The 15,752-nt window shown below is 43.6% G+C and carries 15 protein-coding genes; 7 read left to right on the plus strand and 8 right to left on the minus strand.

Going from position 1 to position 15,752, the window contains the following annotated elements:
* Window positions 1-33: 33 nt before the first annotated feature.
* The 3 genes from JSY36_RS04225 to JSY36_RS04235 form a co-directional block, all read right to left on the minus strand.
* On the minus strand, window positions 34-654 hold the full coding sequence (locus JSY36_RS04225; protein ID WP_122900529.1) for an acetyltransferase: 621 nt from the start codon (window positions 652-654) through the stop codon (window positions 34-36).
* A gap of 264 nt (window positions 655-918) precedes the next feature.
* On the minus strand, window positions 919-2,244 hold the full coding sequence (locus tag JSY36_RS04230) for a capsular polysaccharide export protein, LipB/KpsS family (RefSeq protein ID WP_205165380.1): 1,326 nt from the start codon (window positions 2,242-2,244) through the stop codon (window positions 919-921).
* The gene (locus JSY36_RS04235; protein WP_122900534.1) at window positions 2,244-3,260 is read right to left on the minus strand and encodes a polysaccharide biosynthesis protein; all 1,017 of its coding nucleotides are present in this window, start codon (window positions 3,258-3,260) and stop codon (window positions 2,244-2,246) included. The genes JSY36_RS04230 and JSY36_RS04235 overlap by 1 nt, the downstream gene beginning before the upstream one ends.
* 204 nt (window positions 3,261-3,464) lie before the next feature.
* Here JSY36_RS04235 and JSY36_RS04240 point away from each other — a divergent pair, with 204 nt between their 5' ends.
* Genes JSY36_RS04240 through neuC form a run of 3 tightly spaced genes read left to right on the plus strand, consistent with a single transcriptional unit; the run spans window position 3,465 to window position 6,767 of the window.
* Window positions 3,465-4,589, plus strand: a complete 1,125-nt coding sequence (locus JSY36_RS04240; RefSeq protein ID WP_236784552.1) for a DegT/DnrJ/EryC1/StrS family aminotransferase — start codon at window positions 3,465-3,467, stop codon at window positions 4,587-4,589.
* Between the two features lie 2 nt (window positions 4,590-4,591).
* On the plus strand, window positions 4,592-5,644 hold the full coding sequence (locus tag JSY36_RS04245) for an N-acetylneuraminate synthase family protein (RefSeq protein WP_205165381.1): 1,053 nt from the start codon (window positions 4,592-4,594) through the stop codon (window positions 5,642-5,644).
* Window positions 5,634-6,767: a UDP-N-acetylglucosamine 2-epimerase gene (gene neuC, locus JSY36_RS04250; protein ID WP_205165382.1), complete on the plus strand. Its 1,134-nt coding sequence runs from the start codon at window positions 5,634-5,636 to the stop codon at window positions 6,765-6,767. Before JSY36_RS04245 ends, neuC begins: the two co-directional genes overlap by 11 nt.
* A gap of 192 nt (window positions 6,768-6,959) precedes the next feature.
* Here neuC and JSY36_RS04255 read toward each other — a convergent pair whose 3' ends face one another.
* The 4 genes from JSY36_RS04255 to JSY36_RS04270 all read right to left on the minus strand — a co-directional run bounded on the left by JSY36_RS04255 (window position 6,960) and on the right by JSY36_RS04270 (window position 10,801).
* Window positions 6,960-7,199 (minus strand): hypothetical protein, encoded by a 240-nt coding sequence (locus tag JSY36_RS04255; RefSeq protein ID WP_122900540.1) that lies wholly within the window; start codon window positions 7,197-7,199, stop codon window positions 6,960-6,962.
* 167 nt (window positions 7,200-7,366) lie between these two features.
* Window positions 7,367-8,287, minus strand: coding sequence for an ArsA family ATPase (locus tag JSY36_RS04260; RefSeq protein ID WP_205165383.1), 921 nt, complete (start codon window positions 8,285-8,287; stop codon window positions 7,367-7,369).
* Between the two features lie 23 nt (window positions 8,288-8,310).
* Window positions 8,311-8,562 (minus strand): cory-CC-star protein, encoded by a 252-nt coding sequence (locus tag JSY36_RS04265; protein ID WP_122900544.1) that lies wholly within the window; start codon window positions 8,560-8,562, stop codon window positions 8,311-8,313.
* A gap of 490 nt (window positions 8,563-9,052) precedes the next feature.
* A complete protein-coding gene (locus tag JSY36_RS04270) occupies window positions 9,053-10,801 on the minus strand; it encodes a carbon starvation CstA family protein (protein WP_205165384.1) in 1,749 nt (582 codons plus the stop codon).
* A gap of 174 nt (window positions 10,802-10,975) precedes the next feature.
* Between JSY36_RS04270 and JSY36_RS04275 the strand changes: the two genes are divergently transcribed.
* Entirely contained in the window at window positions 10,976-11,260 is a 285-nt protein-coding gene (locus JSY36_RS04275) for a hypothetical protein (protein WP_205165385.1), read from the plus strand.
* A 104-nt stretch (window positions 11,261-11,364) separates the two neighbouring features.
* Here JSY36_RS04275 and JSY36_RS04280 read toward each other — a convergent pair whose 3' ends face one another.
* Window positions 11,365-12,399, minus strand: a complete 1,035-nt coding sequence (locus JSY36_RS04280) for an SEC-C metal-binding domain-containing protein (protein ID WP_205165386.1) — start codon at window positions 12,397-12,399, stop codon at window positions 11,365-11,367.
* Window positions 12,400-12,575: 176 nt separating this feature from the next.
* On the opposite strand from JSY36_RS04280, the gene JSY36_RS04285 reads away from it, so the two are divergent.
* From JSY36_RS04285 to rlmD, 3 genes are all read left to right on the plus strand, one after another.
* Window positions 12,576-13,100, plus strand: a complete 525-nt coding sequence (locus JSY36_RS04285) for a hypothetical protein (protein WP_205165387.1) — start codon at window positions 12,576-12,578, stop codon at window positions 13,098-13,100.
* Window positions 13,101-13,295: 195 nt separating this feature from the next.
* Window positions 13,296-14,009 carry a cysteate racemase gene (cuyB, locus tag JSY36_RS04290; protein WP_205165388.1) on the plus strand — a complete coding sequence of 238 codons (714 nt, stop codon included), beginning with the start codon at window positions 13,296-13,298 and terminating at the stop codon, window positions 14,007-14,009.
* A gap of 169 nt (window positions 14,010-14,178) precedes the next feature.
* Window positions 14,179-15,555 (plus strand): 23S rRNA (uracil(1939)-C(5))-methyltransferase RlmD, encoded by a 1,377-nt coding sequence (rlmD, locus tag JSY36_RS04295; RefSeq protein WP_205165389.1) that lies wholly within the window; start codon window positions 14,179-14,181, stop codon window positions 15,553-15,555.
* The last annotated feature ends 197 nt before the right edge of the window (window positions 15,556-15,752 follow it).

Raw genomic sequence — 15,752 nt, forward strand, 5'->3', positions numbered from 1 at the left:
AGTTATAAATTGAACTTTTCTGTATGGGAGGATTCAAATGCGCCGGATGATCCTGGCGGGAACCCCGACAGCCATACTATCTTCCGGTATATCTGAAATAATGACAGCCCCTGCACCAATTTTGCAATTTCTTCCGACCTTTATCCCCGGAATGATGATCGCTCCTGTCCCGATGTCGGTCTCTTTACCGACTTCTACGTTACCGGCCAAATGACACCCCGGCCCAATATTAACAAAGTCGGAAATAGAACAATCATGATCAATAGTGGCGGCTGTGTTAATGATGCAACATTTGCCTATCGTGCTGCATGAGTTTATTATTGCCCCTCCAACCACTATGGACCCATGACCGATGTCAACAGATTTTTCTATGATACTTCCAGGATGAACTAATGTTTTCAATGGCAGATTATGCTCTGTCAGTTCTTTTTCAAACCTCTTTCTCTTTTGAATGTCACCAAGGGCAATATGCCAGTGGTGAATTTTTTCCTGCATTGATAATAAGGAATGAAGGTCTGCGGGGAATAGTTGATAGTCCTTGAAAAAGGAATTGGATGAATCAGAGAAGAAAACGATTTTCTCATTGGAACAACAACGCTGAATGATAGCAACTGCGGTTTTTGCATGCCCGCCTGCACCTATAACACCAATCATTTTTATTATCTCCTAAAATGGTAGTTTTACTGATGACCATAAGTATGTTTTTCTACACTACATCCACAGCTCATCAGTTTTAAGGTCTTTACTATTTTACCGGGGAGCTTTTCAGGTCCGCCGGTAACAGAAATAACCCTCATCACTGCAAAAGCCAATCGATTTCTATGCTTAAATATCCTCGTATATAGCTGCATAAAATGCAGTTATACAGAAAGGAAGAATGTGAGAAAATCACTCATGACAGTTGACGGAAGAATTAGTTCATCTTAAATAGTATTCAAGCCCGGGCGCCTTTTGTCCGTAATCTTTTAAATCGTCTCGGACATTTGTTTTTACCAGGCTATCATTTGTGAGGATCAGGCTTTTAAACAATCTTTCGTACTGAACCTGTTTCGTCCCGCATACCGGGTTATTCTTTAAAAAATAAAAAAAGGAGGGATTATTCGAATAATAAATAACCGGTTTCCCAAGCAGGAGTGCCTCGTATCCTACTGTGGAAAAGGATGTAACAACCAAGTCCGCCTGCTCAATCAGGTCGTATAAAGGTACACTTCCATGGGGGAGTAGGGTTGTCATCTTGGGAGTGATGATTTTCCTCAGACGGTGGCCGGATTGAGCCGGGTGCAGCTTCACAGTCAGGTGCAGGTGTTTACTGAACTTCTCAGCTGCTGCTTCAATTGTTTTTATCATTCTCTTATTGAACCTGTGACTAAGAGGCTGCAAAGCGATAAGCACCTGTTTTTTTGATGATTTCTTAATGTTGGTCTTTTTAGACCTTACATTATCCTGAAATGAGGGCTGAACTACGTGTATCAAGTGTGAGGGGGCACCGTGGGACTGGAGATATTGTTTATGCGAATTTCCCCAGACAAGGTGTACATCTGCGTTTACAGGAAGATGACCTTCCTCTCCCAGGAGACCGTGCTGGTAATTGATGGTCGGTATCATTCTGCTCTGGGCAAATGTCGTTACCAGGGCACCGTGACAATTGATCGTTGAACCGTACAACGTCTTTTTAATAGGATGATACTCAAACAAGCTGTGAAGTCTTTTAATATTACTCATTAATTTAGCTGCCTTTTTCTTCATCCATGTAACAAATAAAGGACTCCTTAAAAATGGCGGTGTATTTTCTGCATTTGTAATGATCGCAATCTCATTCATAGCTTTTTGTTCTTCTTCAAGAGGCAGCTTTGTTTGTGGCAGTTTAGGAAGATAGTAAAGAGGGCGGCAGGAAGGGTTCTTCATTGCTTTGTTATATTCACTTTTAGTATGAGCTAAATAGACAACGCTTATATTATTGTTCTTCGGGATTAGTGGTGCCAGCTCAGCACGTACCAAGATGGAGCCTGACAGGTTAAAGTTGGAACGGGAACGGCCGTTTATCAGGTAAGGTGAACATGCTTTGTGAATCTGATGAGTAAACTTTTCCCTGCCGGTGGCCGCTGTCTTTTTATGAGCGGAAACAAATAATTGAAAATCCCTGAATAATGGAAGCGAAACAGGAACACCAGCATAAGTTACTGTTGAAAACGCCCTCAGGAAGTCGATTGAATGGCTCCAAAGTATTTTGGATTTATCAGCCATTACCAGGTATCCTCCAGGGTCTCAATCATCTTAAGAATATCATCCTTACTCAAAAATTCCAGCTTATCAGAACGAATCATGGGGGAAGGACATGATCGAAATGGGAGGATGTCTTTGCCTTTCTGTGGAAGAATGACATATAATTCATCGTTTTCAACTACATGGTTCACTTCGTGGTCATAGATTAATTCTTCGAATAGTTTCTCGCCGGGACGGCTGCCAACAACCTGTACAGTTAAGTTGGTTACTCCTTTATTTGCATAATGGCTTTGAATAACTTCTGCCAATGTCAGAATCCTGATGGCTTTCATTTTAAAAATAAACGTTTCACCGCCCCGGGAAAAGTAAATAGATTTTAGCGTCAGATTCGCTGCATTTGAAATACTCATAATGAATCGAGTCATGCCCGGGTCAGTGACAGTCAGGGGTTTCCCATCTTTAGCCTGTTTCATAAATAAAGGAATAACAGAACCTCGCGAGTTAATAACATTACCAAATCGCACGGAGCAGAAAACAGTTTCTTTATTGTTCAGCTTGGTGTTTGCGTTAGTAAACATCTTTTCTGAAATAAACTTGGTTGCTCCCATCGTGTTTGTGGGGTTAACGGCTTTATCTGTACTGACATTTACTACTTTTTTTACATTATTGAAAATACATGCCCGTATAACATTTTCACTTCCGATTATATTCGTTTTGACTGCTTCAAACGGGTTTTCTTCACAGATGGGTACTTGTTTTAATGCTGCGACATGGAAGACGAAGTCGGTTCCTCTGGTTGCGTATTCGATTGAGTCATAATCACGAATATCTCCTAAAAGAAAGAATAGATTTTTATAAGTTAAATACTTTTGTTTCATTAAATACTGCTTACTGTCATCTTTACTAAAGATGACTATTTTTTTTGGCTGGTAACTAAGTAAGGAAGATACGATTTGTTCTCCTATTGAGCCAGTACCACCTGTAACCAGTATTGTTTTATCTTTAAAGAATTGTTTTAATTCAGGTAGATTTTCCACCTGGCTTTCACCTCTGGTCTATGGGATACACATTTATAAAGTATGCGAGCAGGGATGATGTTGTCCTGGTTAGTTATCTAATTTAATTGTATAGAATACAAAAAGTGGATAATAGAGTCACTTGTCCGGGGCAATTAATAGAAATCTACATTTAATAACATAAGTGTAATGGAATAAAATGTGGAAACAGGAAGGACCTGATGAATGATGTTTATCCCTTTATCCAAACCTGACATATCCGATTTGGAAAGAAGATATGTAAGTGAAGTTTTAAACTCCGGTCAACTTAGTATCGGAGAGAAAACGATTAAGTTTGAATCTTTATTTATAGAGAAATATAAGTCGGGCTTTGCAATAGCTATGAACAGTGGAACGAGTGCTTTGCATGTGGCTGTCAAAGCACTTGGTTTAAAAGAAGGCGACGAGGTTATTACGACGCCATACAGTTTCATTGCTTCCGGAAACTGCCTTTTATATGAAAGGGTTACTCCGGTGTTTGTTGATATAGACCCGGACACACTTAATATTGACCCTAAAAGGATAGAAAGTGCTATTACGTCTAAGACAAAAGGAATTTTAGTTGTTCATATCTTCGGGCAGCCCTGTGATATGTCTTCGATTATGGAAGTGGCTTCTACTTACGGGCTGAAAGTCATTGAAGACGCTTGTGAAGCAATTGGTGCAAAGTGGAATGGAAAACCTGTTGGAACAATCGGTGATGCCGGAGTATTTGCTTTTTATCCTAATAAGCAAATTACAACAGGAGAAGGGGGAATGCTGGTTACAGAAAGTGAAGATGCGGCGCTAATTGCAAGGGCTCTTCGCAACCAGGGTAGAAGTACATCAAGTGAGTGGCTTGACCATGAATATGTCGGTTACAATTACAGAATTTCTGAGCTGCAGGCAGCATTGGGTGTTGGTCAGATGGAACGTCTTGAGCACATTCTTCAAAAGAGAGAGGATGTCGCTAAACGTTACACTGAATTGTTGCAACGATATCAGGTGGAAGTTACAATCCCAAAAGTTTTACCCGCATGTTCAATGAGCTGGTTCGTGTACATTGTGATACTGCCTAAAAAAACAGACAGAAACAAGATCATTAGTCAACTGCTGAAAAAAGGAATACAGGCAAAACCCTATTTTCCATCCATTCATAAACAAACCAGTTACGTCAATCAATTTGGTTCTCAGTCAGGTAAATTCCCGGTAAGTGAAGAAATGTCAGAGCGGACACTTGCCATTCCCTTCTTTTCCAATATGCAGTTCCATGAGCAGGAATATGTGATAAGAAACTTAAAAACAGCGCTTGATACAGAAGGGGAGCGTTAACCGTGGCACTTCAAATTGGAGGAAAAGTGATTTGCAAAGGGAGTCCGATGTTTATTATTGCGGAAATAGGAGTTAATCACAACGGATCCTATGAGATGGCAAAAAAACTTGTTATAAAGGCTTGTGAAGCAGGAGCGGATGCTGTTAAATTCCAAACCTATGAAACAGACGCATTGGTTTCCGAAGAAGCAGCGCTTGTAAATTATCAGAAAAAAGGGATGTATTCCTCTCAAAGAGAAATGCTTAAATCGTATCAACTCTCCAAAAAAGAGTTTAAAAGGTTAAAAGCATTTTGCGATAAAAAGGGAATTGTGTTTTTATCTACGCCTTTTGATGTAACAAGTGCCAGATTGCTAAAAGAAATGAATGTGGATGCCATAAAGGTTGGAAGCGGTGATCTTACCTATTATCATCTTTTAAAAGAATTGGCCGGTTACAAAATACCGTTAATCCTCTCAAGTGGAATGGCAAGCTTAGAAGAAATCAGAAAGGCTGTATCTTTTCTTGGAAACTCAGCAGAAGTCGCTATACTCCATTGTACTTCTGCCTATCCGGCACCATTTAAAGACCTTCATCTTAATGTCATCCAAACGCTTAAACGGGTATTCAACTGTCCTATTGGCTACTCAGATCATTCCCTTGGTCTTGAAGTTCCATTTGCTGTTGCAGCGATGGGGTATAACATCATTGAAAAACATTTTACCCTTGGGCGGGACCTGGAAGGACCAGACCATCAAGCTTCGTTGATGCCGGATGAGTTTGCCAGAATGGTTGCAGGTATTAGAGCCATCGAGAGCGCTTTAGGTTCAGAAGAAAAAGTAACGAGACCTTCAGAACTGGAGACCAGGATACTGGTCAGGCGCGGTATTTATCTGAACGGAGATTATCCGCCGGGACACGTTATTCATGAAGAGGACCTTTTATTCCTTCGGCCTGAAGGGAACATAAGCGCTTCTAGTTACCTTGATGTTATTGGTAAAAAATTACAAGTAGCAAAAAGCAGTGGAGATGCCCTCAGGTGGACAGATTTAGAGATGGTATCCTATGACAAGTAAAAAAATTCTGTGTGTTACCGGTACCAGAGCCGATTATGGGATATTCAGGCCATTGTTATTTTCCCTGAAGCAAGAAAAGGCAATCAACCTTCAGTTAGTGGTGACTGGAATGCATCTTCTGGAAGAATACGGATATACAATTGAAGCCATTTATCGTGACAACTTTCAAGTGGCTGCAACACCTTCAATTTTATTTAAGGGCGATTCCACACTTTCAATGAGTCAGGCTGCAGGGATGGGAATTCTTTATTTCGCGGATGTTTTTGACAGAGAAAAACCGGATGGTGTGCTGTTACTTGGAGACAGAGGAGAGATGCTTGCTGCTGCCGTTGCTTGTCATTATCAAAACATCCCGACGTTCCATCTTCATGGCGGTGAAGTCTCCGGTTCTGCTGATGACAGGGTCCGTCACGCGATTTCAAAGCTTTCAATGTACCATTTTGTTTCCACACATGATTCGAAGAAAAGGTTGATCGCCATGGGAGAGGATGCAGAAAACATAATCGTAAGCGGATCATTACGAAAGCATGATATTCAATCATTGGCAGGTAAGGAGCCAATGCTGAAGGCCCAATTAAAGGATAAATTGAATTATGACCAACTAAACGATCTTATTATCCTAGCCATGCATCCTGATACAAAAGAGGTGTCGGTCAATTATAAAGACCAGGTGAATGCAGTTTTAGCGGCATTACTGTCATTGGGCAGCATAAAAGTTGTTGTTATCGGAACGAACAGTGATGCGGGAGGGAATGTCTTTAGGGAACAGGTAAGGACATATTTAACCACAAACCCGAATGCACGTTATATTGAAAGTATGACTTCTGATGAATACTTATATTTATTGTCACAAGCAAGAGTATTACTTGGCAATACAAGTAGCGGTATTATAGAAGCTCCCTTCTTAAAGCTTCCGTTTATAAATATAGGAGATCGTCAAAGGAACAGAGAGTCCGGAGATAATGTGATTCATCTGGATTACAATATAAAACGAATTGAAAGTACCATAAGAACTATAAAAGACAGTAAGAGAGAATTTACTGTAAACCCTTACGATATAGTTGATTCTCCGGCTGAACTGATCACTGCAAAAATAAAACAGTGGATCACGCTCATGAATTAAATAGTTAAAACGGCCTTGATAATAAGCAGGGCTTTTTTTTGAGGAACAAAACTTGTTTTCTAGTTATATTCATCTTTTATAACTCAGTTACTTACGCATACTCCGTGCACTTATGCATTTATGTAAATACCAATCCCAAAAAAGAAAAGGGTGGAAGGTCTCCACCCGGAAAATGATAAGAAAGATAAATGGTTACGTTCCTGAAAGTAAATCAATTGTTACCTCTACTGTCAATTCTGTTTCGAGAAGAGGAATTGTTGTAATGAATACAGAGCCTACTTCACCTGTGATTGTTGATCCTAACAACTGAAAAGTAACGCTGTCACCGGATACCGGGTAGATACCAGAATAGAGTTGTACCCTGGTTTCTAAAGGTACGCCTCCAACAGCAAGAATGTCGACTGTGACTTCCGCAAATACTGCTAATCCCATAGTTTTCCCTCCAATCTTTTGTACTTCTACATCATATGTAAAAAAGAGTGAAGGGGCATGTACATTCCACTATGTTTTGAACAAAAATATAGATTGATTTCCTTTTTACATTCACAGATTCTCTCTGGGGTTATTAAGTGGAATTTATAAAAGCGTTTTACTAAATCTTAAATAAGAGAGGCTACCTTTTCCAAATGATCCACAGTGGAGATGTCTTCTTCCAATAATGGAATACGTATTTGAGCAATATCTTTAAAACAGCTGTTTATCTGATCCAGATAATTGCCTTGCTGTGCTTTCCGCTTTTCAAAAAAGCGCCCGTCCACGTCATCGGGAATGATTTTATTAATGACAATCCCTTTAACCGGAATGTTGTGCTGCTTTAACGTATTCACACCACGTACAGCTTCGGCGATAGGAAGACGCTCCGGGTTCATGACAAACAGAAAGCCTGCCTGTTTTTTGTCCAGCAGAATCGCCCTTACTTGGGCGAATTTCTCCCGTCTGGCCTGGAGTGTATCAAAGATCGGATCCTCCACAGGTTCACCGTCGTTTAACAGCTGTGTGTAGTGCTCATTTGTTTTGCGCCGCCGCTCCAGCATTCCGTCCATCCAGACCCCCATCATTTCCGGGAGGTTCATCAGCCGGAGGGTGTGTCCGGTAGGTGCCGTGTCAAAAATAATGCGGTCATATTTTTGACGCTCGTCCAGAATGATGGACGTCATTCTGTCAAAAAGAGCAGCCTCATCTGCTCCGGGACTCGTTTTGGCCATATCCATCTGCCGGTGAACCTCTTCAATCATGGTTGCTTTAACGTGACCTGAAATGTTTGCTTTAACCTGCTCAATATAGCGTTCACTCTCTTTTTCAGGGTCAATCTCCATCACGAAAAGAGAGGGTGAGACTTCCTTCGCCTTATTGCCGAGCTTCGTGTGAAAAAGGTCGCTCAGGTTATGAGCCGGATCTGTTGAGATTAAGAGAGTGCGCTTGCCGGCTTTACTGGCGGCGAGGGCAAGAGCGGAGGAAGTGGTAGACTTACCGACACCGCCTTTTCCGCCAACAAACAGGATGGCTTTTTCGACTGTCATGATGTATCACTCCTTCTTAAATGTTAACAGCAGCGAAAGCCGTTGATGGGGGACTTGTCCATCCCCATGCGCAAGTGCCACTCATGGAACCGCTCGAGCATGTGGGGATAAAGTTCCAGTGTGTAATAGAAAGCAGGGTTTGGGATACCCAGCATGTCCGAGTAACAGAGAATCATAAACAAGTCGTCCTCGTCCCGGAGCTCTCTGGCAATTTCGGTCCTGTGGCCCTGTTTGAGCATCTCATCGTAAAGCTGAAGGATCTTTTTAAAATCCATTATCAATCCCTCCTTGCTGTTTGGCCTGCATAGAGAAAGGCTGGGAAAGAAGTGTTTTAGTCAGTGAGAATCTGAAAAAATCATATGCGGAAATAACTCGCTTCTGAAATATACTTCGCTTTCCGCGGAAGCTGGTGAGCCTCATCGTGCTGCGTGAGGTCACTGAAAAAGTACAATTTTTTTAAATAGACTCAGAAAAGTCAGCTGTTGATTTCCGCTCATCGCGCTCCCTTTCCGCGGGCGGTTCGGGAGCCTCCTCGGAACTCGCTTTTCCCGCAGGAGTGTCGCGCATTCGCTCCCACCAACATCTTTTTTATAACAACAATGACCTTTCGGACTTTGACTTTTTCAGTGGCCTCCTACGCGCTGTGGGGTCTCACCTTTTCTTTTCATCCCGCAGGAGTCTGCGTATCTTTCATCCGCTATGTTAGCGCATTGTTGGGATTCTCAGTTAAACACTTTCTTTATGTCCCAACCTCTTCTACGAGATTTACATAGACTGATCTTTATCGGTTGGTATATTCGTGTTGTTTTTACGCAAGGCACTGACTGCTTCGAGCATAATCCAGATGGCAAAGACGAAAATGACAGCACCGAGCATGAAGAGGAGCAGGTTCATTTCCGCATCTCCAAGACCTGACCACTGGAAGAATACCTGCTGCCCCATGGCCCACAGGGTCATGATCATGAGAAAGACCATCGGAATTAATGTAATCAGGTAGTTGCGTCCCTGCCGTTTTAACCAAAGTGTGATCAACAGCAGAGTAATCCCTGCAAGGAGCTGGTTTGACGTACCGAACAACGGCCATAGTAAGTAACCGCCGGAACCAAATCCTTGAGGCCCTCTTGGAAGGAGTACAAGAGCTGCAGAAGATACAACGGCGATAGTTGTAGCCACGTGCATTTTCGTAAGGGACTTGATTTTATACTCGCTGCCAAGCTCTGAGATAATGTAGCGCATAAGACGGACCGATGTATCCAGCGTCGTAGCGGCGAAACTTACGACGATAACGGCAACGATGGTTGCGGCAATGTCTGCCGGAATGAAGATTCCGGTTGCGAGCTGGCCGGCCCCCTGGATGAACGTTGTTAATCCGATGTTGCCTGCAGTGCCGAAGCTGTCATAAGCAGCTGTGAATGCACCGGGGTTGGCAAAGAATGTGGCTACGGCAATGATGGCAATCAGAGCGAGCAACCCTTCACCGACAGCCCCGAAGTAACCGACAAAGCGGGCATCGGTTTCTTTGTTGAGCTGCTTACTCGACGTTCCAGAGGCAACAAGTCCGTGGAAACCGGAAATGGCTCCACACGCAATGGTGATAAAGAGAAGCGGGAACCAAGGCGTGGTTGCTTCTGTATTCATCATTGGCGCAGTAACTTCCGGGTTTGAAAATAACAGCCCCAGGTAAAGAATACCGAGACCGACCATAAGCTGGTGAGCGTTGATATAATCCCGTGGCTGAAGAAGCTTCCACACCGGCAGTGTCGATGCGATATACACATAGATCATAAGAACGATAATCCATACAAAGAACGACATGGAAACACCGTCGAGACCGAATGCTACCGTATTTTCAGCACCGCCAAAGTACCTGGGCAGGTCAATCTGAAGGGCAGGCACACGGGCTGCGATGATGGCTGTAATATACATGGTAGCCAGAGCCGCAATGGACGGGAAAAGCATGTTCCCGCTTCGCTTGTAAACGAGGTATCCGATCCAGATCGCCAGTGGAATTTGAATGAAAACCGATAATACCGCTGATGGGAAATTGATGAAGAGGCTTGAAATCACCCATGCAAATACGGCGTTTACCATTAATACGAGAATTAAAATGATAAATAAGAACAGTATTTTTGCCCGCTGGCCGATAATCTTGTTGGCCAGTGTCCCGACGGACTGACCTTTGTTCCTTACAGACAGAACAAGTGCGCCAAAGTCATGAACCCCGGCAGCAAACACCGTACCTAATACGACCCACAAAAAGGCAGGGAGCCAGCCCCAGTAGATGGCGATAGCAGGTCCTACAATCGGAGCTGCTCCGGCAACGGACGTAAAGTGATGCCCCCACAACACCCATTTATTCGTTGGTACAAAGTCGACACCATCTTTATACTTGTGGGCAGGTGTCACATAATCAGGATCGAGCCGGTAAATACGCTCGGCTACGAACTTGGAATAATACTTATAGCCGAGAAAAAAGACAGCCATTCCGACAACAGCTAAAATAATTGCACTCATTTTTCTTCCCCTCTCTTTATCTGATTTAAGGGGGGATAAATAGTAACCGCTTTCAATCCCCTCACTTCTATTATTTTCGTTTTGTTCTAAATAATCAAATAATTTATTTGGAAAATACATAAAAAAAGGGAAATGGCGCAAGTTATATAGAAGAAAGTGGAAGGAGGAAATAAAATGTGGGGACAAAACCATAAATTACGGTGGAGGATTACCTGGAAGGCTGTGCTTGTCGGGGCACTCACACTTCTTTGCAGTACACTCCTGATGATGTGGAAACCGGAAAGCGACTGGATGTTCCGGTTATCAGGCTGTCTTATGCTTCTTGGTTTCTCATCGGTAAGTCTCCCCCGGGCGGTTAAAGAAGTCCGGCCTCATTTGTACCGGGGATGGTTAAAAAAATACGGAGAATGGCTCGAACCAAATACGAACACCACGAAAAACCGGTCTGCAGATATGTAGACCGGTTTCGTTTATTTAGCTGTATTGTGATTCGGGCAAGCAAACCCTATCATATCCATATACGAAAAAAGAAGCCTTTTTTACTGAAAGGCTTCTTACAGGTGTTATTTTGTATCCAGGCCGTCTAGATCAAACTGCTTGAACTTGCTTGAAATTGTAGACGGTGATACACCGTATTTTTCTGCGAGGCTCTTCTGGCTCACTTTTTTCTCAGGGGCACTTAACTGGTACATCCAGTATTCAAGTGCTGCTGCAAATACTTCAGGTTTTGTAATACGTGGGGATTTCTTCTCGATAAATTCCGTCCACAACAGTCTCGCATGAATGATCTTTGTGTAAGGGAATTCATTGAGGGTGATATTCTCGATCAGAATGTCAAAGCACTCCTGTGCTTTATCTGAAAGGATATCGTCATTGATCCCTACGGCCAGTTCAGTCAGGATCCCTGAGAGGATCTGGAGGGCAGACGGATATTCACGGGTCAGAAGGTCACGCTGCGATTCCCCGGGTTTACTGAAGAAGGTGTAGAACTTTTTCCACTCGTACTCGAATGTATCAACAAAGTCCTCAGGAATAATCATGATGTCACTTCCGAGAGCGTAGCCTGAGAGAGTAGGGTACAGGTATCCAATAATCAGATCCTGTTTGGAAAGCTGCTTCGTCGTTTCTGTTATTTCCACAGGAATTCTTGTTTTATCGAACCATTCCACAATCGTCATCTGTTTGCCTTCTACCTGCTCCACGCGGTAAACGGCCGGGCGAATCTGTTGCCACTGAGTCAGAAACTGCTGGAAGGACTCCGAGTAGGACGCACCGTTTTCGTCAATATACATTTCCACAATGGTTTTGCCGTCAACGACCTTTGCATTGAACAGGCTCCAGAGAGACATGCTCTGGACAAAAGCCTGCTGATCGGCTTTTTTCAGTACCCACAGTTCATTGACATCCTTCCAGATGCTTGCTTGCAATTCTTTTTCATAAGGTGTACTGAATTCCACTACTTTAGGTAAAAACTGCTGATAATCTTTTTCATCCTGCAACGTTGCTGTTGATAAAGCTTCTTGTTTGTTCATGCAGCATTTTTTGTATTTTTTCCGGCTGCCGCACGGGCAGGGATCGTTTCGTCTTACTTTTGCCATTCCTCTGGTCACCTCGTTCAAATAAATCGACCTTCCTATCATACCAGTGATTGAACGAAAGGTTAAGGATGAATCAAAAGCACTGTGTTTTTTGCTAAAAATAAACAATATTAGGGATTATTTGTGTGATTTGAGGGTAAAGAACCGGGAAAACACGATTGCGAGGAGAGGACAAAATGAGAATGAAGAGGCAGTGGTTAGTCATACCTGTTGTTTTTATGCTTACCGTTATTCTGGCTGCATGCGGAGACGAGGATGCGATTGTAGACTATTATAATGGAGAAATGCATCCGGCCTGGGAGGATGTGGACGAGCAGCTTAACCGGTTCGATGAAGGGCTGATCCGCTTGGAATACGGTGAAACAGAAGAAGGAGAAAGCATGATGGATGCTGCCAGGGACGAAATAAGAGCCATCCGTGATTCCTTTGAGGGAAGAAGCTATGACTCCGAGCCTGTTCAGGATCTGCAGGATCAGTTTTATGAGTATGTGGTAGCAGTGGATGATTTCCTTGAAGGATTTTACGAAGCAATTGCTGCCGAAGCATCAGGTGCGTTCGGGGCAGAAGAAGAGCTGACACTCCAGAGCCTCATCTCAGAAGCCCAGCGTCAGGAAAACAGCCTGTTTGACATGATTGATGACTACATTGAAGAATACAACCTCGAATGGGAAGAAGAGGGAGAGATGGATACAGAAGAGTAAACAATTGTAAAAGAGGCCTGTTTCGGAAAGGGTACCAACTTTCCGGGACAGGCCTCTTTATGTGGAAAGAGCATGATGAGAGGATACCTGTCCAAACAAAGAAAGGGTAGGAGAATACACTAATCTATGAATAGATTGAGGAAAGGTAGTGGCTGGTTTGATGAATCTCCAAACAGGAAGGCCAGGTGATAGACTGTGAAAATTGTGCTTGGCGTTCTCGGTGGTATGGGACCGGCCGCCACAATTGATTTTTTTGATAAAATGGTCTCGAATACGTCAGTAGACAAAGAAGAAGACCATATCCATGTGATTATAAACAACAACCCACAGATTCCCTCAAGAGTAAAAGGTATTTCAGGAGCAGGGGAGTCTCCTCTTCCATTTATAATAGAAGGGATTCGTCTGCTTGAACTGGTGGGAGCTTCTTTTGTAGTAATGCCCTGCAACACCGCTCATTACTGGTATGACCAAATTACTGAGCAGGTGAATGTACCTGTACTTCACATAATAAAAGAAACAGCCAGAGAAATTAAGGATGCAGCAGGGACAACCGTTCCAAAGGTGTTGTTATTAGCAACAGAAGGGACAGTAAAAGCGGGGCTCTATAAAAAAGAATTAGACAAGCGTGCAGTTATTCTGACGCCAAACCAACGAGAGCAAAGGGTGGTGGATAATACGATTGAGAGAATCAAGCGCGGTCTATGTGACACAAGTGACTATAAGCTTATCCAGGACCTTATAGAGCATTATAAAGAAAACAATATGATCGACATGATTATAGGAGGGTGTACCGAAATTCCCCTCATGTATCCTCATCTGGATTTGACTGGAATAAATGCGGTTGACCCAACCTTGATTTTAGCTCGTGCAGCCATCAAAAAGTGCGGCAAAAAATTAAAGAGCCAATAGGGTAAGAGCCAATAGGGTCAGACCCCTGAACATGGTTTTGGGCGGTCTGACCTTTTGTTTATGCATGTTTTCATCAGTGGTGTTCCAAGTAACCCGGGCGGTTTCCTGTCCGGGCTTTGTTTGTGGTACAATCATGTGCAGAATGATTGAGCGGAAGGGAACGACGATAATGACTAAACATGATACACCTGTAGCGAAGAACGACACGATCAATGTGACGTTTGAAGACCTTACACATGACGGAGCGGGCGTAGCGAAAGTAAACGGCTACCCGATTTTTGTACCGAGAGCCCTTCCTGATGAAGAAGCGGAAATCAAAATTGTAAAAGTAAAAAAGAACTTTGCCATTGGCCGGTTAATAAACGTAACAAAAGAGAGCAGCAACCGCACTGAGCCCCCCTGCCCGATTTTCAAGCGATGCGGCGGTTGTCAGCTTCAGCACTTATCCTATGAAGGACAGCTGGAGTACAAGCAAAAGCATGTGAAGGATGTGCTTGCCCGGATCGGGGGTCTGCCCGATGTTCCGGTTTACACAACGCTAGGTATGGACGATCCATGGCGCTACCGAAATAAAGCACAGGTTCCGGTTGGCGAGCGGGGTGGCCACATTATTGCAGGTTTCTACGCCGAGCGGAGCCACGAAATTGTGGACATGCCAAACTGTGTCATTCAGCACGAAGAGAATGATAAGGTGGTCCAGTTGGTGAAGGAGCTCGCGGTAAAGTACGGAATCCGCGGATATGACGAACACAAACACAAAGGCACCCTTCGCCACATCGTGACCCGTCACGGCAAAACATCTGGCGAACTGATGGTTGTCCTCGTCACCCGCGGCAAAGAGCTTCCTAATAAGAAGAATCTCGTCGCCGACATACGGGAAAACCTTCCCCACGTGACGTCGATTGTGCAGAACATTAACCCGAAACGGACGAACGTCATTTTTGGAGAAAAAACAGAAGTCCTGTGGGGCGAAGACGTAATCTACGACTCCATTGGAGACATCCGCTTCGCTATTTCTCCCCGGTCGTTTTATCAGGTGAATCCGTCACAGACGAAGGTTCTCTATGATAAAGCTCTCGAATACGCCGATCTGTCCGGCAGTGAAACGGTAATCGACGCTTACTGCGGCATTGGCACCATCAGCCTGTTTCTGGCTCAAAAAGCGAAAAAGGTTCTTGGAGTGGAGATCGTACCGGAAGCGATTACGGACGCCAAAAACAATGCAAAACTGAACGGTCTGACTAACACGGACTTTGTTGTCGGTGAAGCGGAGAAAGTGATGCCGTGGTGGTACGCACAAGGCGTCCGCCCGGAAGTGGTCGTCGTCGATCCTCCGAGAAAAGGCTGCGACGAAGCACTCCTCGAAGCGATCGTAAACATGAACCCCGAGCGTGTTGTCTATGTTTCCTGTAACCCGGCCACCCTTGCCCGGGACTTGAAGTACCTGGACGAGCACGGATACGAGACGAAAGAAGTCCAACCGGTGGATATGTTTCCGCAGACGACACATGTGGAGGTTGTGTCGCAGATAGTTAAAAAAGTGTAACCCAAAAATAAACATTTCTCAGTGAAAATAAACATTTCCGATTTCCGGGTCTTTTTCATGCACCAGCCCTTGCCCATCTATCTTTCGTTTTTCTCTTCTTTCCATTATCGGTAAACTTTATTTTAACTTCCCAAAAAACCTGAAAAAACAGGCTGAAAAACGGCCACTTTTGATTCGAAAATCCTTCAAAATGGGGG

Source organism: Alteribacter salitolerans (genome assembly GCF_016901055.1).
Lineage (GTDB): Bacteria > Bacillota > Bacilli > Bacillales > Salisediminibacteriaceae > Alteribacter > Alteribacter keqinensis.